This is a genomic window from Muricauda brasiliensis (assembly GCF_003057865.1).
In the GTDB taxonomy this organism is placed as follows: domain Bacteria; phylum Bacteroidota; class Bacteroidia; order Flavobacteriales; family Flavobacteriaceae; genus Flagellimonas; species Flagellimonas chongwuensis.
On record NZ_QBTW01000016.1, the window covers coordinates 222,539 to 245,265 of the forward strand.

Here is a 22,727-nt window from a genome sequence, read left to right on the forward strand (position 1 = left end):
TATTGAGATCCCAAATCTAAATGTTCTTCTTAACAAGACTTAACCTATGCTCCCACAAAAAACAAGGCATTTTATATATGCCGTGTTGTTGGTGTTCATTTCAATCTTCGGTTCCACAGTATTAGCAAAAACTCATGTTGCTCGGGCTATAGTAAATATGGTTTCCAAAACAACAGAGGCCGATACCCAAGAAAAGAATCTAGATGCAACCTCAAAAAATGCGTCCAACGAAGAAAGAGAGCTGTTCGCAACGACCGCAATGTTTGCCACCATTATCAATGGCGCCAATCAAGAGGTTACCTGTCCCAATGATGGGAGCACGGTGGCCAAATTCTTTTTGTGCGGTACCAGCGATACCAGAACACTCACCCTGAGTCAATCAGGGAGTTCCTACCAGTGGCAGCAGTTAGACCCCAATAGTTGTGCGCCAACAGTGGTGGACGATTGTCCTACGATTAATAATGCCTGTACTTGGAATACGGTCGGTACGGGAGCCACATATAATTTGTCCTCGGCAGGAGAGTTTAGGGTACGTGTAAATTCTGGTCAATATTATTACTTTAAATCAACGCTTAACCCGTTGAATCCTCAACTTATCAAAGAAGATATTATTTGCGGAAACCCTGGAAGGGTAGAGGTTACAAATGTTCCTGCAGGTTACGAATACAGTTTGAACAGTACCGGAGGGCCTTACCAAGATGACCCGTTTTTTGATATAACAACTCCAGGCGATTATCGCGTATATGTGCGTTTAAAAAATGTATCGGAAACAGCATGTGTTTTTCCATCAAATATGTTGAGGGTTGATGATTTAGATATCAATGTAGATGTGACCACCCATGATATCTTATGTAGTGGGGAATTGGGAAGTATTGACGTGGACGTTTCCGGAGTGCCCGGTTTTTATACATACCGACTGGTGAAAAATGGGGTGACAGTGGATACATTTGGCCCAAATGGGGCTGACTCATACACCTTTGCCAACGTAAGTCCCGGTACCTACAACATTCGTGTAGAAACCAATAACTGTTCGGAAACCGTTACTACTGATATTGATGGAGACCCTATCGTTATAGGTGGGGGAATAAGTTCTTTGGCAGTTTCAGCTACTGCATCCGACAGTTTTGGATGTGGCGCTACATCAGTAAATGTGAATGTGTCCACCAGTGGGGGAACTGCACCTTATCGATTTAGTGTGGATGGAGGACCTTTTGGTTCAACTTATTCCAGTACTTCGAGTTTTTCCGTCTCAACTGCCGGAACCTACAATATTTTGGTCGAGGATGCAAACGGCTGTCAGCGAACTGCAGCGGTGGATGTTGAAGATATTCCGCCCCCGATATTCACTTTTACTGAAGAAGATGCCAATTGTGGAGGGGCTAACGATGGAAGGGTAACTGTAAACGTAACCAGCGGTTTTGGCTATGAGATTACATACAGTATCAATAATGGAGGTAGCTTTCAAGTAAGTAATGTGTTTTCCAACTTGGCACCGGGTACCTACGATTTGGTGCTTAGGTATGAGCAAGATTCTTTCACTTGTACAACTGCACCTCAAACAGTAACTATAGGAACACCATCAACCATTACCGCCACAGCTAATCCAGATAGTTTCCCGGATTGTTCCGATGAAAGCGGAGGACAGATAACCATTTCTGGCGTTTCTGGGGGAACTGCACCTTATGAATATAGCATTGGTGCCGGTTTTGGAACCAACAATGTATTTTCCAACTTAGGGGTTGGTACCTACACTCCGATGGTGCGTGACGCCAACGGTTGTGTGCAGACCTTGCCCGACATTCCTTTTAACAGTTTGAACAAACCAACGGATATCGATTTCAGTATTTCTAGCTTGGATTGTATAACCACTACGGCCTCTTTGGATTTAAGCGTAACAGGTGGTTCGGGCACTTATACCTATGAAATTATTGCACCGTCGGCCAGTGCCGTGAACAATGGGAACAACAATACGTTTACAGGGCTGGGATTGGGTACCTATACATTTAGGGTAACCGATGATGAAGGCTGTTCTTACGAAGAAAACTATGCCATTACCGATATCAGCTCCATAGGCGTGCAAGCCCAGCAGACCCGAGTGGTTACCTGTGTGGGAGATTCCGACGGCCAAGGGCGATTTTTGGTGGATGGATTCAACTCAACATATAGCTATAGTGTTGATGGTGGCCCAGTATCCACAGGTCAGAGTAATAGTATCATTGCTTTGACCTCTCTATCCGCCGGAAGCTACGTGATTTCCGTGACCGATGAAGAAACAAATTGCACGGATACAGCGACATTGGTGATAGAAGAGCCATCAACAGCTTTCAATATATCTAGTCTGGATGTAACCGACATGAGCTGTCAGAATGGAAATACCGGGGCTGTTCGAGTTAATACCGTCGGAGGATGGGGAGGTAACCGATATACCTTGACGCAGCCCGATGGTTCTACAAGAGGACCAAAGAACGGAAGTACCTTCTCCAATCTTTCTCAAGAAGGAACGTACCAAGTGAGCGTGAGTGATGCCAACGGTTGTACCGTTACGGATAGTTTTACCTTGACACGTTTAGATGCTCCGACGCTTACTTTGGATATGGCAGCTTCCGATTTTTGTTACGATAACTTTACGGCAGCTACCCTTGTGGTAAATGCTTCGGGCGGATTGGCACCTTATCAATACCGAATTAATGGTGGGGTATTAGGAGGTAGCAACAGTTTTAACGGTCTTACGCCAGGTACATATACTATTGAAGTTGTGGATGCCAATGATTGTAGGGATACCGTGTCCTTCACTATCGAACCTCAATTAATGGCAAACGCCACTACTATTCAAGAGTTGGATTGTGCAGGACCTCCGGGTCAAATTCAGGTGAACATTAGCAATGGGTATACATCATCTGGTGATTACGGCACTTATGAAGTGAGCATCAACGGTGCTCCCTTTACTACGGATAATAACAACATTACAGGGAATTCCTTTGTGTATAGTGTCCCTAACGATGGTTCCATTATTACGGATACTACCTTCCAGTTCAGTATAACCGATGCACGGGGATGTGTTACACAGACCAATACGGTGACCATTTCCCCTCCAGAGACCATCGCCGGTAGTGTGGTGGGAACAGACACCCAATGTGGGGACGATACAAGTGGTATTGTAGAACTGATTCCAGATACCACCCAAGGAATACCTCCTTACGAATACAGTAATGATGGGGGAACAACCTTTGGTGGCCAAAATATATTTTCGGGATATGGAGCGGGAACCCATACTGGTTTCGTTATCCGTGATAGTAGAGGTTGTATAAGCCCGATATACGATGTAACCATAGGTGCCAGTGACCCATTGGAAGCAACTGCCACGCCTACGGATGCCGTTTGCTCATCAATTTTTAATCAGGTATATGGATCTATTGAAGCAAATATAGCTTCTGGTGGTGCTTCACCTTATGATTATGTGTTGGTGGATGAATTTGGAGGAACCGTAGGTTCATCTACAGGAACCACAAGTACAACTGTGAATTTCCCTAACCTACCACTAGGAAACTATACCGTGGTAGTAACCAATGCTCTTGGGTGCGAGGATCGCGTTCAGGTAGTAATAGACCAAAATCAATTGGATTTGACACCTATTGATGCGGAACCAACAGTATGTTCTGATACTTCATTTTCGTATCGTGTTCAAGCCAGTGGGGGAGCCGAACCTTATGAATTTAGACTTGTGGGAGATTCCACATGGACACTTGGAGAGGGCCCTAACAACGATATTTTTGATGTAACCGGTCAAGTCGTTCCCGGTGTCACTTACTTTGTTGAAGTAAGGGATGCTAACGGCTGTACCTATATTGAAGAAATTGACCCCATCGGTCCAACTAATCCTGTTGCGGTTAGCGCAACATCCTTGGCAGCTTCTTGTAATGTGGCTGGCAGTGGTTCCATTGATTATGAGGTTTCTGGAATTTCGCCAGCTGGCAATTTTACGGTAACTGTTCAAAATACGGATACTGGAGCGACCATTTCATCACAACCTTTTACTGGCGAAACAATACCTTTCAATGGAACAATTACAGGATTGGCGCCCGGAAACTATCAAATAATCGTCACGGACAATACCACGGGATGTAGTGGAAGTACTTTGGCGTTTATCGATATCAGTTCAGTTTCCATAGCCATAGACAATTTTGTGGAAGCTACATGTAATGCTGGAGCTTTGGTTACTTTAAGAGGTTTTGGAAGTACAGAGCCTTACAGTTATGCCTATGTACCCGCAGGAAGTGCAGCACCATCAACATTTATATCAGAAACTACTTTTGAAGTACCAGGGCCTTATCCAGCAGACTACGACTTCTATGTACAGGATGCCAATGGCTGTACTGCTATGACGACACTGACGGTGACCCAAGAAGCAGGCGTTCCTGACCCCGTAATCGATGTGGTAAACCAGTGTACGGCCACCAGCGGATATCAAATCAACATAGTTTCTCCACTTTCCACAGGTTCCGGATTGCCGGAAGAAACGTTCCAGTACGATTTAGGTAGTGGTTTCCAGTCAAGTACTTCGTTTGTCGTTCCTAATCCAGGAAGCTATGTAATCACCGTTCGGGATGGGAATGGATGTACCAACACGGTAACTGCGGAGGTATTTGACTTCTTCGCGATTTCAGCGGATGCTACATCTTACCCGACCTGTAATGCAGGTGACGGTGTAATTACCGTAAATACCACTGGAGGTAGTGGTAATTTCAGGTACCAATTAAGGGATGCCGCTACCTTAACGGATATAGGACTGCCCCAGTCCAGCAATGTTTTTAACAATGTTAACCCCGGGGATTACAATATTTTGGTAACGGATTTGGATTCAAATACAAGTCCTTTGTGTTCCGATGAGGCCGAGGTGATTGTTTCCACGGTGGATACTCCAGCGATTACGGCTACACCAAAAAGCGATATTACCTGTTTTGGAGCTGATGATGGAACAATTTCTGTGGAATTGGACCCGTTAACTGCCACTGATACTCCAATAAATTATGTACTGTACCAAGGCTCTTCATCAACAATAGTGGCAGGACCACAATTGACCAATCTTTTCGATAATTTACCGCAGGGAACCTATCAAGTTGAGGCGGTTTCCGATAGGGGATGTGCAGATCGTTCAGGCGATATCATAATTGACGAACCTACGCAAGTTCAAATCAATGCCGTGAACACAGAGTTTAGCTGTAATCCATCGAGCAATCAATTTAGTACAGCTACGATTACCGTTTATACTGATACCAATGGTGACGGAACAGGAGCAGCTACTGGTTCTGGGTCGTTCACGTACAGTATGAATGATGGAACCCCACAATTTGATGGAACCAATTTCCAAACCAGCAACACTTTTGAAGTAATCGATAATGGAACCAATCAGTCCATTGTTTTGACAGCGAGGGATCAAAATGGTTGTGAAATTACCGATACAGTTACTATCAACACCCCAACGGACATCACTTTTAGTTATAATGTGAATCCAATTACCTGTGATGCTACCGGAAGCGGGGTAAGTGCAGGCTCCATTGATATCATAATCAATGAGGGCGCTGGAGATTATGAGGTGCAAATATTGCCTTTGGGCTCGGAACCTGCTCGTAGCTCGGGAGGAAGCGATAGGGTCACTTGGGATATTGCCACCCCAGGGAACTACATTTTTGCAGTTACCGATGTGGGAAGTGGCGGATGTAGCTACTTGACCACAACCATCAATATGCCAGAGTACAATACTATTGAAGCTGTTATCGCCGAATTGGAGCCCGTGACCTGTTTCAACGGTTCGGATGGTGTTATCAGTTTAGAAATCAATAATTATAGCGGTCAATACAATTATGAGGTCTTTGCGCGCGATAACGCAGGAGTAGAGACGAGCACAGGTATAACCGGTACGTTTGATACCAATTCACCTATCAACACTCCAGAGCGTATTGAAAATGTTCCTGCAGGCAACTTAGTGGTTCGTATAGAAGCTTTGGATTCTCCGTTTTGTGATGCCGTCAGCAATGTTACCACGGTGCGCTCTCCGGATAGGGTCCTCACCGTTGACTTATTGCAAACTTCCCCGGTAACCTGTAATGTGCCCGGTTTGGGAGAGATCACAGCTTCAGGAGATGGAGGATGGGGAACCTACGAATACCAATTGGTGGCATCTGATGGAACTATAGTAGTAGATTATCCAAATACCAATCCAGTATTCGAAAATCTATCAACCGATACCTACACGGTAAACATCAGAGACATTGAAGGATGTGAGTCAAGCGGAAATTTATTCTTGCCACCTCCAACAGATATTACGGCGGATATCCGTATTGTGAGCCCATTGGCCTGTAACAATGATAATGACGCTATAATTGAGGCTTATAACGAAGCAGGTGGTCAAGGCCCAGGGAACTATCTGTATCAATTAAACAGAATTACGGATGGGACCAATAGCGGTTTACAAACTACGCCGCGATTTGGAAACCTTTCCGCAGGAGACTATAGAATTACCATTTTTGATGGTTGGAATTGTAGTGCCCAAACAGATGTGATTACCATTTCGGACCCGGAAATAGTGATAGCTGAATTAAGGGAGATTCAACCACCGGGTTGTGGGGATTTGGGTATCATGGAACTTACGGTGACCAACCCAGAACCTGGGGTCAATTATTCCTACAGAAGAGCGGGAACAGGTGGTACATTTATCGATTTCGGAGTTGGGATGACAAGTGTTCAAATTTCTGCGGATATTAGCGTTGACGCCGGACCGTTTCAATACGAAGTGCAAAATTCAAATGGATGTCCTTATGAAACCTCTAACCAGGTTTCCTTGGACCCTGCAGCTCCGTTGGTCATCAATCTCGATTTGACCAATGCAACTATCAACTGTGCAGGTGAAGCTACGGGAATTATCCGTTCTGAAGCATTCGGTGGAATTGGAAACTACACCTATACTTTGGTTAACTCCAATACGTTGCCTGTAACGGCTGCATCTATAGTGCGCCCGACCCAGAATTCAGGAATATTCAGGGAACTTAACCCCGGAAGATACTTTGTGTATGCTCAGAGTGGTGGATGTGAAGTGATGTCGACCCCGATTGATATTGAACCAAAAGACCCATTGGTGTTGGATTATTTAGAAGCAGTACCTGTATTGTGTGCCGGGGATATGAACGGACAAATCATTATCGAAGCAAGCGGGGGAACCGGTCAGATTAGATACTCGATTTCCGATACCTTAAGCGAATTCTTTGAAGGAGATGATCCTGCCAATCCAAATAGGAAAACCTTCAATGATTTAGCTCCAAGAACTTACGACATTATCATTCAGGATGACTTAGGATGTACCATTACAAGAACCGTAGAGATTACCCAGCCCATGGAGTTGTTAGCCGGAGTTGTGGAGACCACCCCCGAAACCTGCATGGGAGATGGTGATGGTAGTATGACTCTTGAGATTACGGGAGGAACTGCACCATATTACACTAGTGTAAATTCTGCGGACGATGCGGACTTTGTACAAAATGATGGTCTTTTCTTCGATAATCTTCAAGGTGGTGAAACCTATGTGGTTTTTGTTCGTGATGCCAATGGTTGCCAGACGAATGTAATAGCTGAAATCGGAATAGGCGTCGATATTGTTGCCGAACCGGTTGTGGAGTATGGTTGTGAGGGCATATTCCCTAATAGTACGGTCACCATAAATATTGCGGATGGTTCACAATTGTCGAATCTATTGTTCTCTTTGGACGTGGATGATATTCAGATGGCTACAAATCAGCGGACCTTTGGTGATTTACCGGCAGGGGAGCACACCGTGTATATTTATCATGCCAATGGGTGTGTAACCTTTACAGAGTTCGAAGTTGAAGCTTATGAGCCTTTGACCTTGGAAGCATCTAAAACAGGTCCGAATGAAGTTACCGCAGTTGCGACGGGAGGTTTTGGTGGATACGAATACTTCTTTCAAGGGGATTCTTATGGCGAGGAGAACATATTCAATATTACACAAGACTCCAATATTACCATTATGGTTCGTGATCAAAACGGTTGTGAAGCTACTTTGGTTATGCCGTTCAATTTTGAGGGAATGCCGGAAATGCCAAACTTCTTTACTCCTGATGGTGACAACATGAATGATTATTGGTATCCTGGAAACCGTGAATACTTCCCGAATATTGATGTAATCATTTATGATCGCTACGGTAGGGTAGTGGCCCGTTTGGACCAAGTGAAAAAATGGGACGGAAACTATGATGGAAAACCACTTCCAACTGGTGACTACTGGTATGTGGTCAATGCAAACGATACTGAAAAACAACGTTTTGTAGGGCACTTTACGCTATATCGAGAGTAAATTGAGGTTTTGCTTTAGAAAAATGATTTGAACAGAGACTAATGTAGTGCCAAAAAGTTTTCGTGGCAGTCGGTTGTAGTATCACCAAAATTTATATTTTTGCAATCCCTTTTCGGGATGTGGCGCAGTCTGGTAGCGTACACGCATGGGGTGCGTGTGGTCGCTGGTTCGAATCCAGTCATCCCGACGAACCATGGTTTTATGACACTAAGTAAAACCTTAATTAATTGAAAACCAGAAAATTAATTTTTTCTGGTTTTTTTTATTTCCATCTGAAACCATCGATGAGGATGTCCTATAGAGTGTCCTATTTTTGTCGGGAAAAATTCCCTAAATTGTACTTCCGTAATTGATTTTTCGTGTGATTTGACTTTCGCTTAATCCAAAGTTTAACTTAAAGCGAGAACACATGAATACCTCTAACGCCTTCAGTATCAGTTTTTGGCTGAAAAAATCAGGAAGAAAAAAAGATGGACGTTTTCCAATTTATGTCCGAATCAGATGTAAAGGAAAAAATGCAGATCTCAGTGTCCATCGATCAACTTTTGAAGAACGATGGTGTCCTATTTTGGGAAAAATGGACCATAGGGCCAGTGAATCCGTTGTTGTCAACAAATATTTGGACGACGTCCGGGCAAAATTGCTGGAATGCCACCGACAACTCTGTGCGGAGAGCAACTTTATAACGGCACAATCCATCAAGCTTCGATATCTGGGGAAGGACAAGGTGATGCTCACCCTATTGGACCTTTTGGAGTATAACCGAACCTATGAGTTGCCCAAACTGGCCAAAGGGACAGTCAAGAACTATTCTTCTACAGAGACCTACCTGAAACGTTTCATTGCCAAAAAATATCGGGTGCCCGATATTGGGTTGGCCTCCATTGACTATGCCTTTTTGATTGAATTTGAAAACTTCCTGCGGAACTGCGAACCCATCAAGTCGTTCCAAACATTGAACAACAATGGCATCATGAAACATATGCTACGGTTCAAGAAATTGGTGACCATGGCCTATAAATTTGATTGCATCCCCAAGAATCCCTTCAACCTCTATAAAGTGAAAATGGAGGATTATGACAGTGCTTTTCTGGAAGAGGAGGAAATCCTGGCACTGGGCCAATTGAAATTCGAGGAAAAGGGAATGGAACTGGTCCGCGATATTTTCCTTTTTGCATGCTATACTGGACTCAGCTACATTGAGATCAAACTTCTCAAACCCAACGGTATCGTATCCGGCATCGATGGGGAACTATGGATCGATGTAAAGCGCCAAAAGACCAAGACCGAAGTCAAGGTCCCCCTATTGACCAAAGCCAAGAAAATCTTGGAGAAGTATGCGGATTTTCCCAAAAATGAAGATACCGTTCTTCCTGTGTACTCAAATCAAAAGGTGAACCAATACCTAAAGATCATTGCACAAAGGGCAAATATTGATAAGCACCTAACGTTCCATGTGGCCAGACATACCTTTGCAACAACAATCACCCTTATGAACGACGTACCCATAGAGACCGTTTCCAAGCTCTTGGGGCATACCAAGCTTTCCACGACCCAAAAGTATGCAAGGGTGGTGGAAAAGAAAATCAGTAAGGACATGGCCCAATTGAAAAACATATTGGATGAGAGCAGCCATAAAATTCAAGATAACAGTGGGGTTCCCAATTTGAGAATTGTACGGTAGAGCTGTAGGGGTATTGTTATTTCTATTTAGAATACCTTTCAGGAAAGCAGTTTTTGCTGATGAGCGGGTTGTTTTATGCGCAATATCGAATGCAGTTCGACTTCAACAGATAAGACAGGACACTTAGTTTCAAGGGGTCAAAAGTCAGCTGTCGCGGAAAGGGACTCTACTTCAACGCTACTTTAACATTTGAGTCCTGTTTCTGGGCTATTTGAGAACAATTGGAATCAAAATGAACTAGGCTGAATTAAACCTATCTCTCAAGCCGGTCAGCTTGTTGATTAAATCTTTAAAGCTTTCCGTTTTACCATAGAACATGCTCTCTTTCATCTCTGCATAATCTTCTTCCCATTCTGCCATAACTTCTTCAGGTGGAATGAAATTCAAAGTTTCATAACCATGCTTTGAATAATCGATCCAAGATATTCGTGCATATACTTCTCGGTGTGCCACAATTTTGTCGTACAATGCTTTGTCCTTTATTGCCGATTCCCCAAATCCTGTATCCATCATTCTGGATACATCATATAAATGCCTTGTCATTCGATGACCTCTTATTGGTCCCCGTTCTTTTGGTTTCTGAAATTCCTCATGCAATAGGAACAGTTTTTCCAAAAATGTACGTTGAGGCAAAACTGTGGGTATATTAACGGCTTTATCAGCAAAGGATAGGCCTCTGTACATTTCCCCAATAAACGATATAACCTCTCTATTTTCAAAGGGTCCCCGAAGTGACCTGGAGCTTATTTCAACCAGTATTCTTGGTTCTAAATAGGGAACCTTGTCGACCAATGACTTATAGCGGATTTCAATGGCCAAGGGATCAGTATCTGATTCTTCAAAATCGCGGACATGGATGGTAAAATCCTTGATGCCCATTTCATGAAGCTTATCCTCTAAATCTTGAGGCAGTATCTCGCTCACAAACTTGCATGATGCCTTTCTAAGTCTTTTAACCTGTTTTCGGGAAAGATCTCCCTCAAATTCAAAAAAGGATTTATCCATTCCCAGATCTATGTCCTCCGAAAAGCGCTCAATAAGTCTCCATGCCTTGCTCAAGGATGTACCTCCTTTGAAAACCAGATGGTTTGAATATTTGGTTTCGAATAGGGTGCGAAGGACAGCGACCACCCACCAATCCTTTTCTATGGCCGCCTGTGGAAGGCCTTTTAAAATACTTGTTTGAACAATCACTTCTCTTCTGTCCTGTTCGGATAAATCAAACCATTCCTTCATGTCGGTTCCCTTTTTGATAGTGAATTTTGCATAATTTCAGAAATCCAAACAGGAGCTAGCTTCATATCATGAACTATTGATTCTCTATCAACCTTTTGGAGTATCATATTTATTTTCTCCAAGGTTTTGTCATCTATATTGTGTTTGCCCAATTGGCGCAGGGCTTGCATGATAAGAATATTGGTCTCACTCTTGACGGCTAGAATTTTAGGGGAAGCCTTTTTAAACTTTATTGTATTTTCCCCAACGGATATGGTACGGGAAGTTCCGTCCGTTAAGTAAACTAAATTCAAAGGTACCTGTGTGGAAAGCCCCAGTTGGTTGAGTGCCTGAATCCCAGTGGGAATAATTCTGGCCTTATCCCTTTTAGAGATTGCTTTGGCAATTTCTTCCAAAGACGGATATAACGTCCCAAGTAGCTTGTGTTCTTTGGGATATAGATAAATGCCTTGGGCCAATCGGATCAAAAAACCTTTGTCCTCTAACCTTTTCAATGCTTGCCTTATCGCTTCAGATGTACCGAATTTGGAAAAGTTTTTCGGGAAAAAAATTTTTCCACGCTTATGGTTCGAAATTGAATTTTTTATAAGTTTTTCAGTGGGTATGGGCATTTTGTCACTTGTTTTTCGTCACAAATTTAGTAAAAAAATGTGACGAATAAATTTTTGGGGAGACAAGAGTGAAAATTACAAAAGATGGAGGGTGTAAACCTAGTGCTGTTGGTCAAGACCAACAGCACTAGGCAAATTTTCCACATGGTAAACATCGGTGTTCACGAGCTATTTTGATATTTCAAGTGAATTGTGAACACCGATGTTTACCATGTAGTGAAGTTAGTTTTTTCCAGGAAGAAAGTCAATGGGGTAGGGGCTTTGTCGACGGTGTGTTATAAACAAATTAATGAACAGTGTGCTCTTGGGCCAAAATTCTTAAACTTGTCTATATGCATGGTAAGGGCAACCATTGGGTTCCCAAGGAGCGCTTTTGAAACCATTATAAATCACATCAGGTACCAACGCTTGAATTTTGCCTTATAACTTTTATTTTCTTACCAATATTCCCGAAAGTTAAGCTCGCACTATTTTCTCGGACAAGGGACGGCATAAAACCGTTCCGATGGTCACTGTTTATTCCGTTTCCTTGCCGCTCCAAAATTTTGTCTTCCGCTTGGTTTCCGCTCAAATATTGTTTAACCAAAAATCCAAAAAATCATGGAAACACAAACAAAACAAAGGGCGACAAGCAAAAGGAATGCGGACCAATCATCAAAAGCAGAGCGACCCACACCGCAGAAGGAACGGAACTCTGTTCCACAGATCCAGATGTTGGAAATCGGTTTGGTTTCGCCAGATCCGACACAACCCAGAAAAACCTTGGATGAACAAAGTCTCAATCATTTGGCACAGAGTATTGCCGAGCATGGTGTATTGCAGCCCATCACTGTGAGAAAATCTGATGACGGCTATATCATCATCATGGGTGAAAGGCGATTTCGAGCCAGTAAATTGGCAGGATTGCCTACTATTCCAGCCATGATAAGGGAATATGCGGGGTCTGAAATTTTGGAAGTCCAGATCATCGAAAACCTGCAACGAAAAGATGTGGAACCTACTGAGGAGGCCGAGGCCATCCAATTTTTGTTGGACCGTTACGAACCCGTTGAGATTGCCAAACGATTGGGCCGTTCAGAGAACTATGTCCGACAGCGTATCAAACTGGCAGGTTTGATCGAAGGATTCAGGGGCTTTGTCCGTACTGGGGAAATGACTTTGGGTCTGGCAATTGCAGTGGCTCTTTTTGAACCTGAAGAGCAACGGATGATGCTCGATAGTCTGGAAGGGGAGTATCAAGAACGTCGTGTCAAACGAATGGTCGATAGCAGGACCTATGATTTGACCCAAGCTCCTTTTAATGTAGCGGACAAAACCTTGGTTCCCAAGGCAGGGGCATGTAATGTATGTCCCTTTAACGCAGCCAATCAGGGCAATCTGTTCGGTGATGGGAAGATGGTCTGCACTAGGACCGTCTGTTTTGAGAACAAAAAGACCAAGACCTTTATGCAGCTCTTGAAAAGAGTAAAAAAGGAAGGATTGAAACTGGTGCCCAACATCAACAAATATTGGGTGGACGAGGAACGCAACCAGTGGGTCATGGCCCAAATGGAAAAAGAAGGTCTAGAAGTACATTTGACCAATGAATTCGAAATTTTAAAGGAGCCTGTTGAGCCTACCATGAAAAGCATTAAAGAAGAGCACCGGCACTATGAATACACCGAGGAAGAATTGGCTGAATTCCTTGACGAAGCTTTGGAATCCTTCACCGAGGAAAAGGAGGCATGGGACAAGGCCGTGGAAAATGGATTTGAAAAGGGTATTCTACTGGAAACGGATACCTACTTGACACAGTCCATTTTTGTAAAGGTCAGGGAAGAAACCAATAATGGAAGTTCAGGTGCCAAGTCCTTGGAGAAACGGAAGATGGCTGAATGTTCCCCAGAGGAACAGATCATCAAGATTCATACACGGGAACTTCGAAAAAAACAGATCGAGAACAACCACCAGTTCAAGGAAGTGGTGGATATGATCCGGGAAACGGATTACATCAATAGGGACAAACCTTTGACCACGGATGAAATGGTGGCCATCTCCATCTCACTGTTCGAGAACAACATTGGATATTATAGTCAAAGGGAACATTTTGAGGGGTTCATTGGGGAGGATTCCAAATTGTCCCGAGAGGAGCTGGTGGCCCGGTTCAAACAAAACTTCAAGAAAGAGACCTTCTATAAACTGATACGGTTTTTGTTGACCCGGCAGGTACACCTTGGGGAAAGCAACCATACCAATGACATGACCAACCAATCCTTCTATGTGGCGATGCTATCCTTTTACAAGGACAAGATCTCGGCCATTGAAGAAACCTATGTCGAAAGTCGGCAAAAGCGAGAAGCACGGATCAAGGAAAGGATTATAGTTCTGGAACGGCAGGCCAAGGCAATTGAGGATTAACAAAGATTGATGGAAGGGGCCTGTCACCAGGTCTCTTTTTTTTGGACATCCATTGTTTATCTACATCGTTATGTAAGCTATAATGTCCAACTGATTATTGTGCTCCCAGGGTTCTACTGAATGGACCAATGTAATGGGATAGCTTCCTTTATCCCTTCCCTTAATTAAACCTATGGTTCCATTATGGGCATGGACACCAAAAAAAGAGTGGGGAACATGTTTTTTATCTAGGGTATTACTTTTAAAATTCTTTTTTGCCAAACTCACTATCAATGAACCGCGATTTGTTCTTTGCGTTACTGAAGGTATAGGATAGACTTGGGATAATTATGTCCACCACAATGATATATTTGATGGTGGTAAAAAATTCCCCTTCCCCAAAGGTCGTGAAAGCTACTCTTTGCTGCCCAAAAGCAAAAGATCGATATTTTGCCACCGCAAGGTGGTGCTCAGGCGATTGTCCAAAAAGGTCTTTCGAAACGTTAGGTCGAGGGAATATGGTTTAAAAATAAACGGGACAAGGGCATACTATCCTTTTTTATCTGCCGTTGGGTAAATATGGAATTACATGTAAGAAAAAGATTTTGTTCCATTTGTTTAATGGGATTGCTTGGTATTTTGGGTCTTGGCTGCAGTGCCGACTCTGGACAAGCGGATGATGGAAATGGATTGAACGACACAATGGATGTTTCACAGAACCGTAAGTCCGTCGGGGATTCGGCCGCAGATCTGTTGGATGGATCCCGTTTTCCAGCACTGCACCTTGAAATATTCTATGTGGAAGGCCTGAAGCCCAGTGCAACAACCTTGGACAATTTTGAGTCCTTCTTGATGGAACGGCTCCATAAACCCGATGGGGTTACCATTGCGCTTACAGAGATTTCATCCCCGGGGCAGGCCGTTTATTCCATTACGGATATCAGGAACTTGGAGGACGATATACGTACAGCCTATAACCAAGAGGGTATCCTAAAGGTTTTTGGCCTTTTTATTGATGGGGAATATTCCGAGAACACGGAAAACGGTTCCGTATTGGGGGTAGCCTACAGGAACACCTCCTTTGTCATCTTTGCGGATACCATCCGGGAATTTAGCGGACAACCCTTGGCCCCGAGCACTGCGGTTCTGGAGACCACGGTCCTTGACCATGAGTTTGGACATCTATTGGGATTGGTAAATGCCGGTACCCCATTGCAAAGTACGCATCAGGATGAGCCACACGGAAAGCATTGTACCACTGAGGATTGTCTGATGTATTGGACAGCGGAAACCGGTGAGGGGCTCATCAATATGATCAGTGGCGGCACCATTCCAGGATTGGATGCCGCCTGTTTGGCAGATTTACAGGCCAATGGTGGCAAATAAAACCTTGACCATAAAAAAAGCCCCGTTCTGGGGCTTTTCTTGTTATAATCGATGGGATTGCCTATAGCGAAGCGGTCCCGGTCACGGTGACATTGGCGCTCAACTGTAGGGCCGATGTGATATTGATGGCCCCCAGGTCGAGACCTGTGGTGGACTCCACTTCCAATTGTGAGTTGAAATAAAACTCAGTACCATCTTGGGTATAGGAAGCAAAGATGAGTTCATACTCCCCTTCGGCCAAAAAGTTAAGGCTATAGGAGTTGTTGATTCCGCCCACTTCAGCACTGGTCACGGCATTGGCGAACCTGATACTGCTCTCACCCTGGCCCTGGGTCTCCACTTCGGCATTGTATGTGCCCTTTTCATAGGCATACACCACAATTTTATCGGAAGTATCTTGGGAATCGTTGACCGTACCCGAAATCTCTCCCGTCGCTTCTTTGTTTACGGTCCGAATACCTGCGGAAAGCTCAGAAAGCGTCACGAAATCAAAGTCCGATTCCAAGGTCCCCTGTTCTTCCTTTATGGTCTTTCGCAGGTCGAAATCGATGATGATCTCATTGGTATTGGTGGCAAAGACCTCAAAGGAATCCGTGATGTCCACAGTATTGGAAGAGGCCTCTATCCTGTCCTTGGTCCCATCGGCCATTTCCACATAACATCCGGGACTGTTGCCGTTCATGTCATTGGCATAGTCCAGGACCAATTCAATGTTGGAATAGGTCCCTGCCTCCATTTGGAGATTGCCCAAGGTCTTCGTCTGGCCGTTGACCAAGGCCGAAAGGTCAAAAGTGGTCTTGGAGAACCCCTCAATGGAGTTTCCGTCCACCTTTACATCGGAGACCGTGATGAACACCGCTTCCACGTTCGCATTGTCAATGGGTGCATCGGTCATTTTAAGGGTTGTTTGATAAGATTCCTTCTCTACATTGTCATTTTCATTGTTGTCACTACAGGATACTATCAAAAGCATTGTTCCAAAGATAATTCCCAAGTTTTTCAAAAGGGTCTTCATAAAAATTAAGATTTAAGGATTTATTATTTGTTTCAGTAATATAACAATTGGCATACGTCAAACCCTACTTGGGTCAAACAGGCCCAATACAATGCCGACTACATGGAATGATGGTTCGGACTCCCTACGATAGGGCTCACAGATGATACGGCATACTTAGAAACACATTGGATTTTTTTGATTAAAGAGGTCAAGGATCCTGGTCTGTATACGTAGAACATTGGTTCTGAAATTTTAAATCAATGAAGGTTCAATCATTTACGTTTTTCGATTGGATTGTTCAAACAACAAGCGGGAATGTGAACCTTGAAATTTGGGACAAAAACATGATTCTGGGAATCTTGTTTTCAGTAATGGCTTAATCGGTTTCCCGCTCAGTTTAAAGGATGGTCGTTTTGTAAAGCGAACTTTTTAAGGAACAAGTGAATTGTCCAATGTCACCCACTATTTTCTGGACCAGATTAAAATTGCGTTCTCCTTAAAATTCGTGCTGTATAGGTATTCCCCGTCGAATTGCACATCCGTTGGATACTTGATGCTTTCGGTCAAGACTTGCCGCAATGATCCATCAAAGCTGTAAATCAACACCCGGCCATTTTCTTGGTCGGTAATTGCCAACTCCCTTTCCCCCATTGCAATACCGGAAGCGACGTTCATTCTTTCATTTCCACCAATGGTTTTTAGGTGTGTTCCATCGAACCCGAAGACCTGTATTCTGCTGTTGTAGGCATCGGCCACATATATCCTGTTATCCTTCATCTTTACGTCTATCGGATAGTACAGCTCCCCATCTTTGTGCCCCTGCCTGCCAATAGTGAAGCATTCATTCGGTGTCTGTACGATGATTCGGTGGTTATAAAAATCGGCTACAAGAACTGTATCTCCGTAAATGGAAACCCCTGCTGGGGCCTGTGGTCTTTTGGATAGTTTCAAAGGCCATCTTTTGTCATCTCTATATTGCCAGATGGTGTCCGTCAAAAATTCGGGAATAAACAGGGTGCCATTGTCAGTATGGATGTTCATTGGTCGCTGGATACCAGTAATCGAATCCAACAGCTCTCCGTCCCGGTCGATCTTGTAAAGCCTAAAATAATCAGGGTCGGAAAACCATATCGCATCACCATCTTTGGCCAAAGCCAAGGGTCGGGCTTCCTCGGGCAGCATGATCTTCCGTTCGAACTGCCATTGTTTCTCGGGCTGCTCACAACTTGACATAAGGGACAGTAAAAAAACAACCTGAATAATATGTGCGGGTCTAATATTCATATCCATAGTTTACTATCGTAAGTATTAAAACCAGAAATGTAACGGTCCAAAGCGTCCACGAATTAATGAGGTGCTTTTGTCCATGGTTTTGACAAGGACCCGCATTCCCACATTTCCTTTCATTTTTGATGTTTTTAAAATGGGCGAACCCAAGCGTTCCTGCCGAAATAGTGGTCAGATAGGGCTGCACGGGATGCACCCATTCAAAATTCCCGCCCAAGAAACCCAGTCCCGCCACGACCGACAACAAGGTCGGGGCCAAACAGCACATTATCGGAAGAAGGGCCGCTACCAAGCTGGTGCCCAATACCATTTTGAGAATTACTTTCATAAGGCCTATTCTATTTTGGACAGTATGATCTCCCATTGGTCCGAGAGATTATCATCATCTTCATCCTGTACCATGCCACTTAGCGTTGTCCTGCCCACCGCCAATTTTTGAACCAATTCGATAGATGTATCCTGCGATACCGCAAACCGTTCGTTATCGGTCTCGATGTACCATTGGCCATCCTCTTTCGTTGCGTTCCCCATGAGTACCACTTCGGCTTTCTTTGCCGAAAAACCGTTCTTTTTGACCTCTTCCTGAATGCTACGTAAGGTAAGGTCATTTTTTTCGGCCAATCCCAAATACGCTTTTCCATCGTTCAGGCTGACGCGAACCTCCTGAAGCCCGTCCATCTTTTTCAACCCGCGTTCCAATCCATAGGCACAGGGCGCGCAGTCCATTCCATAGACTTCTTGGTCAACCCTGGCGATTTGGCCGCTTATCGTGCCTATTCCAAGAATACCGATCAGGGCCATCATTTTGATGTTTTTCATTATATGTGCTTTTTAATTTATACTGTGTTTACAACCAATAACTTAAATTTACGGCAATCCGATACCTTTCTTTTACCGAACCGGGTGTCAAATCCTGTACTACTGGAACCATCGCACCAAAGGATATGCCCCAAGCACCGTAAAGTCCTAGGAAAGAAGGTCCCACCAAAACCTTTGTACTGCGCGTATCGCTAAAATCCAGTTGTCCATCAATTTTATTGCCTCCAGGGAATTCGGCCAATGATTCGATAAAGATGCGCCAATCGGGTTTTGGGTAATCCCCCATAAAGATATTGGGCCGGTACCCCACAACGGCACTCGCATAGGGCAGGTCGCCCAATCGTTCGTCATCTCTTTCAAAATAATATTGGTAACCGCCACCGATCCATGCATACCAAGTGCGTGAGGCATAGCCCGTGGAAATGGCCGCATGTATAGCGTTGCCGACATTGACCTGTCCCCTGACATTATCGGTAGGAGCGGAAACACCCACGATGGCAGTGGACTCAAACCGCTTTCCCACACCAAAGGCGTTCGAGAAAAAACGGTACCAAAGGGAAGCCTCGATATCCCCATTGGCGGGCATATTGCTATTGCCCCGTGTCCTTGGCGTCTCACCCAACCGTTCTATCAGTGTGGGCGTGGTAAGGTTTACCTGTAGATCTTCTGTAATGCCATAGGAAAATAGGTAGCGCAACATATAGGAGGTTTCGGTTTCTGTGCCTAGGCTCATGCCGGCCACGTTCAAATCCACCCCGCCTTTGGCAAGGGTCGGTGTCTGTAGCCCATAGAGGGGGCCGTGGCCCTGGGCCATCACCGATCCTGATATGGCCAATAGCAATATCAATTTGACATAGCGAATGTCCAGGAATATTCTGCAAATCATATGCAAACACTTTTCAATTATGACTGCCCAATTCCTGCTTCCACCAATTTCATTTCGGTAATGGCCGAATCCTTACAGCATTCCAAGAGCTCACCGTTCACGACCACAGCAGGCACTTTCTTGATGCCGTATTCATCCAACTTATCAAGACAGGTCTTGTCCTCACATTGCCTGATCAGATCATAGGTCATTACCTCACATGTATCGCAGGCCAGTTCCTTTATCATTTTGACCACTGGGTCACAGACCGGACAATTGGCCGTAAATACTTCTACTTGACGTTTCATGTTTCTGTTTTTTAAATAGTTTAAAATTTCCTGTACGCGACATGGAATTCAAACAATGCATCAAAGGTAGAATGGTGGGTAGGGTGGTCTCCAAATAAAATTTCAAAAAAAAAAGCCCGCATCGTGCAGGCCATCAAATCGGTTCTGATTATGGGGAGGTCAGGCATTTTTGTGGTTTTCGAGTTTGGCCTTGAGCGCATCTATCTCCTTCATCTTTTCCGTTAGGCTGTCCAATTCCAAATCTGGAAATTGCTTTCGTATAAATTCGATACGTTCTTCATTGCCGCAATTTCTTGGACAGGCCTCGACAGTCTCGGATATCTTGATGGCGAGGGTCTTTCGATAGGTCTCATCGAGGAGCAGGTGATGTGCCTTGTCCAAGGCGTTCTTCACTGCTTTGAACTGTACCAAAATCTTCTCGGGGTCGGAACTTTCGTCCAATAACCTGACCAAACCGTTTACCTGTCCATTGATGCTTTGAAGTCTCGTTTTGATGTCCTGGCTTAAATCTTTTGGTATCATAAATTTATATTTTATCTGCAATATATGGTTGTGAAAAGGGTGGTCTACCACTATTCTCGTCAACAACAGGAAGATTTATTCTGTATGGGTGGACAGGCGACAGAGCCATAGGAACAAAAAACACAGCAATCGCCTTCTTTAGGTCGAATTACTTCGTGACAGTTTTTACATTCATAAAAGTACTGGCAAGCATCGGTTGGCATTTCTTCCTCTTCTTGGTACCCACATTTGGGACAGGTAATGGTAGATAATATTTTTGTATCCATATTATTCGGAAACGTTATAGCCCGTATTGTTGATGGCCTTTATGATTCGTTGCTCCGTAACTTTGGTACGGTCATATTTAACTGTAGTATTGCTTTTTTCATAGCTTGCTTTTACTGAAACGATACCGTCCAATTTGTTGACCTCGCTCTCAATGTGGTTTTCGCAGCCGGAACAGGTCATTCCTTCCACTGTAAAGGTTATATCTACCATGTTGTCCTGCTGCACATATATGATTTCCTTGGTCGGTTGGGCATAAAAAAGCCCTGAGAAATATGGAAATGCCAGCATCAGTCCCGCAAAGAGGGTAACAAATAGCAGGAACCTTTTTGATTGTAGAAAGGAAGGTTTTACATCATTTTCACAGGCACAATCAATTTCTTGCTGCGATTTTGACTTTAGCTTCTGGTACCAGGCAAATCCAAGTACCAATACGGTCAGGCCTATAAAAAATGGTCTGAAAGCTTCCAGCCATGCAAAGGTAGATGCCATTCCGCTGGTGCCCGCAATCAATGCAAGCACAGGTGTGATGCAGCATAATGAGGCTGTGATCGCTGTAAAAACTCCAGTGAACATTGCTGAATATGATGATCTTTCTATGTTCATTCTATGCAACTTTTTTGTTTTCCTGAAGCCTGCTGAAGATGCCTTCCAACACCTCGCTTTGGCCTTTTACCAGTGAGTAATACAAGGTTTGACCTTCCCGTCTGGAGGTAATTAGACCAGCATCCTTCATCTTACGGATATGCTGCGAAATTGCGGGTACGGTCATTTCCAGTATATCTGAAAAATCACAAGGGCAGAGCTCACCTTCCTTGTTCAGCAGGAAAAGAATCTTCAATCTGGTCTCATTTCCTGCTAGGGCCAGTACCTTACCAATAGTGTTGATTGAATTCGAACTCATCCGTAGTGTCTCGCGACAGCGCGTCAACTGCTTTTGGTCCGCCTCGGCGCGGGTGCAACTTAATTCAAGGGCCATGATAAAAATTTTATTAAAGATAAGGTTATATCATTATATAAGCAAATGCTTAAATAAATTGTGTTTTTTTATGACCGGTTTATGGAACGACTGGCTTATCCTTCAAGGAAGCATCCCATTACAGGTCAATTTGCCCCTTTTGAATAGGACTTTTATACATCCGATGTGGCCTTTAGTACTGCCCGCTACATAAATTGAATCTTTTAGGCCACCATTTTGTACTATGATTAAGACCGTTTATTACGGTCAGTTGGACACCTGTCCATTACAAGGAACGTTTGCTTGTTCCATTGGCCAACTGTACTTTGTTTCGTGTTGCATGGCAGTTGTAGAGGCTTGTTCCAGCAGTGATTTATTTTTTCGGTTATCATGAGCGTTCTTGGATACTTTGATTTTTTCCAGACGAATTGGGATTGGGACGTACTCTGGTAAAGCCATAGCCTTTTGGGGGTCGGTATGGATTGGAAATTTCCTGTCTTGAATTTTGGATGGTCCGGATTGCCCCATTTGATCATCCCTTGAAATTTGAAATGGAATGCTCTTGTTTCCATACACTAAATCTTCAATAGGTCCTTTCCGGATTTTGCAATGCAGTTGCACCAAAGTTCTGTTATCTTTGCAAAGTGAAATTTTTTACCGTCATATTATCCATCTACATGTTGGCACTCAATGTGGTTCCTTGCAGTGATGCGGGTAACGTAACAGAAGACTCCCAAGGTGTTTATCTGGTTCAATTTGATGGTGAACACAGCGAGAATTGTGAACTATGCTCACCATTTTGCCACTGCCATTGCTGCCATGTGCACACGGTGGATTTTGGTATAGCTCGATTCCAGCCGCTTCAAGAGACTTACCTTGAAGATGATTTCACCCATTTTGAAGGATTGGGCAAGGAATTTACCGACCCACTATTTCAACCTCCACAGGTTTAATTCAGTTTTACAGGATAGCTCTATCCGATTATGAGGTTTATGGACTTTGAACTTTTCAAAGACCTGTTCCCTCATACTTGCAACCCTATTGCATTG

At 43.9% G+C, this 22,727-nt stretch carries 18 protein-coding genes and 1 tRNA gene; 6 read left to right on the plus strand and 13 right to left on the minus strand.

Annotation, left to right across the window (positions count from 1 at the left end):
* Positions 1 to 46 precede the first annotated feature (46 nt).
* The 3 genes from DCK90_RS13105 to DCK90_RS13115 all read left to right on the plus strand — a co-directional run bounded on the left by DCK90_RS13105 (position 47) and on the right by DCK90_RS13115 (position 10,049).
* Complete coding sequence (locus DCK90_RS13105) at positions 47 to 8,365, plus strand: T9SS type B sorting domain-containing protein (protein WP_108246666.1); 8,319 nt, start codon at positions 47 to 49, stop codon at positions 8,363 to 8,365.
* 113 nt (positions 8,366 to 8,478) lie between these two features.
* Positions 8,479 to 8,552: transfer RNA gene (locus DCK90_RS13110), tRNA-Pro, on the plus strand.
* Positions 8,553 to 8,774: 222 nt separating this feature from the next.
* On the plus strand, positions 8,775 to 10,049 hold the full coding sequence (locus tag DCK90_RS13115; protein WP_108246667.1) for a site-specific integrase: 1,275 nt from the start codon (positions 8,775 to 8,777) through the stop codon (positions 10,047 to 10,049).
* A 237-nt stretch (positions 10,050 to 10,286) separates the two neighbouring features.
* Here DCK90_RS13115 and DCK90_RS13120 read toward each other — a convergent pair whose 3' ends face one another.
* Together DCK90_RS13120 and DCK90_RS13125 are read right to left on the minus strand one after the other, a co-directional pair.
* Positions 10,287 to 11,285: a nucleotidyl transferase AbiEii/AbiGii toxin family protein gene (locus DCK90_RS13120; protein WP_108246668.1), complete on the minus strand. Its 999-nt coding sequence runs from the start codon at positions 11,283 to 11,285 to the stop codon at positions 10,287 to 10,289.
* Positions 11,282 to 11,896: a DUF6088 family protein gene (locus DCK90_RS13125; protein ID WP_067036133.1), complete on the minus strand. Its 615-nt coding sequence runs from the start codon at positions 11,894 to 11,896 to the stop codon at positions 11,282 to 11,284. Before DCK90_RS13125 ends, DCK90_RS13120 begins: the two co-directional genes overlap by 4 nt.
* 600 nt (positions 11,897 to 12,496) lie before the next feature.
* Here DCK90_RS13125 and DCK90_RS13135 point away from each other — a divergent pair.
* Together DCK90_RS13135 and DCK90_RS13150 are read left to right on the plus strand one after the other, a co-directional pair.
* Complete coding sequence (locus tag DCK90_RS13135; RefSeq protein WP_108246669.1) at positions 12,497 to 14,293, plus strand: ParB/RepB/Spo0J family partition protein; 1,797 nt, start codon at positions 12,497 to 12,499, stop codon at positions 14,291 to 14,293.
* Positions 14,294 to 14,851: 558 nt separating this feature from the next.
* The gene (locus tag DCK90_RS13150; protein WP_234414757.1) at positions 14,852 to 15,658 is read left to right on the plus strand and encodes a membrane metalloprotease; all 807 of its coding nucleotides are present in this window, start codon (positions 14,852 to 14,854) and stop codon (positions 15,656 to 15,658) included.
* Positions 15,659 to 15,719: 61 nt separating this feature from the next.
* Here the strand turns inward: DCK90_RS13150 and DCK90_RS13155 are convergent, their stop codons facing one another.
* From DCK90_RS13155 to DCK90_RS13205, 11 genes are all read right to left on the minus strand, one after another.
* Entirely contained in the window at positions 15,720 to 16,673 is a 954-nt protein-coding gene (locus DCK90_RS13155) for a DUF4382 domain-containing protein (RefSeq protein WP_072882303.1), read from the minus strand.
* Between the two features lie 444 nt (positions 16,674 to 17,117).
* On the minus strand, positions 17,118 to 17,939 hold the full coding sequence (locus DCK90_RS13160; protein ID WP_108246763.1) for an NHL repeat-containing protein: 822 nt from the start codon (positions 17,937 to 17,939) through the stop codon (positions 17,118 to 17,120).
* A complete protein-coding gene (locus DCK90_RS13165) occupies positions 17,929 to 18,270 on the minus strand; it encodes a hypothetical protein (RefSeq protein ID WP_159075833.1) in 342 nt (113 codons plus the stop codon). Before DCK90_RS13165 ends, DCK90_RS13160 begins: the two co-directional genes overlap by 11 nt.
* Positions 18,271 to 18,275: 5 nt before the next feature.
* Positions 18,276 to 18,761 carry a heavy-metal-associated domain-containing protein gene (locus tag DCK90_RS13170; protein ID WP_108246671.1) on the minus strand — a complete coding sequence of 162 codons (486 nt, stop codon included), beginning with the start codon at positions 18,759 to 18,761 and terminating at the stop codon, positions 18,276 to 18,278.
* A 28-nt stretch (positions 18,762 to 18,789) separates the two neighbouring features.
* Positions 18,790 to 19,647, minus strand: coding sequence for a hypothetical protein (locus tag DCK90_RS13175; RefSeq protein ID WP_108246672.1), 858 nt, complete (start codon positions 19,645 to 19,647; stop codon positions 18,790 to 18,792).
* A gap of 17 nt (positions 19,648 to 19,664) precedes the next feature.
* Positions 19,665 to 19,934 (minus strand): thioredoxin family protein, encoded by a 270-nt coding sequence (locus tag DCK90_RS13180; RefSeq protein ID WP_108246673.1) that lies wholly within the window; start codon positions 19,932 to 19,934, stop codon positions 19,665 to 19,667.
* A gap of 159 nt (positions 19,935 to 20,093) precedes the next feature.
* A complete protein-coding gene (locus DCK90_RS13185) occupies positions 20,094 to 20,456 on the minus strand; it encodes a metal-sensing transcriptional repressor (RefSeq protein ID WP_108246674.1) in 363 nt (120 codons plus the stop codon).
* A 59-nt stretch (positions 20,457 to 20,515) separates the two neighbouring features.
* Positions 20,516 to 20,722: a GDCCVxC domain-containing (seleno)protein gene (locus DCK90_RS17120; RefSeq protein ID WP_072882309.1), complete on the minus strand. Its 207-nt coding sequence runs from the start codon at positions 20,720 to 20,722 to the stop codon at positions 20,516 to 20,518.
* 1 nt (position 20,723) lies between these two features.
* A complete protein-coding gene (gene merTP, locus DCK90_RS13195) occupies positions 20,724 to 21,326 on the minus strand; it encodes a mercuric transport protein MerTP (RefSeq protein ID WP_072882310.1) in 603 nt (200 codons plus the stop codon).
* A 1-nt stretch (position 21,327) separates the two neighbouring features.
* Entirely contained in the window at positions 21,328 to 21,699 is a 372-nt protein-coding gene (locus DCK90_RS13200; protein WP_108246675.1) for an ArsR/SmtB family transcription factor, read from the minus strand.
* A 246-nt stretch (positions 21,700 to 21,945) separates the two neighbouring features.
* On the minus strand, positions 21,946 to 22,299 hold the full coding sequence (locus tag DCK90_RS13205) for a hypothetical protein (RefSeq protein ID WP_159075834.1): 354 nt from the start codon (positions 22,297 to 22,299) through the stop codon (positions 21,946 to 21,948).
* A 23-nt stretch (positions 22,300 to 22,322) separates the two neighbouring features.
* On the opposite strand from DCK90_RS13205, the gene DCK90_RS13210 reads away from it, so the two are divergent.
* Positions 22,323 to 22,631, plus strand: coding sequence for a DUF6660 family protein (locus tag DCK90_RS13210; RefSeq protein ID WP_108246677.1), 309 nt, complete (start codon positions 22,323 to 22,325; stop codon positions 22,629 to 22,631).
* Positions 22,632 to 22,727: the final 96 nt, after the last annotated feature.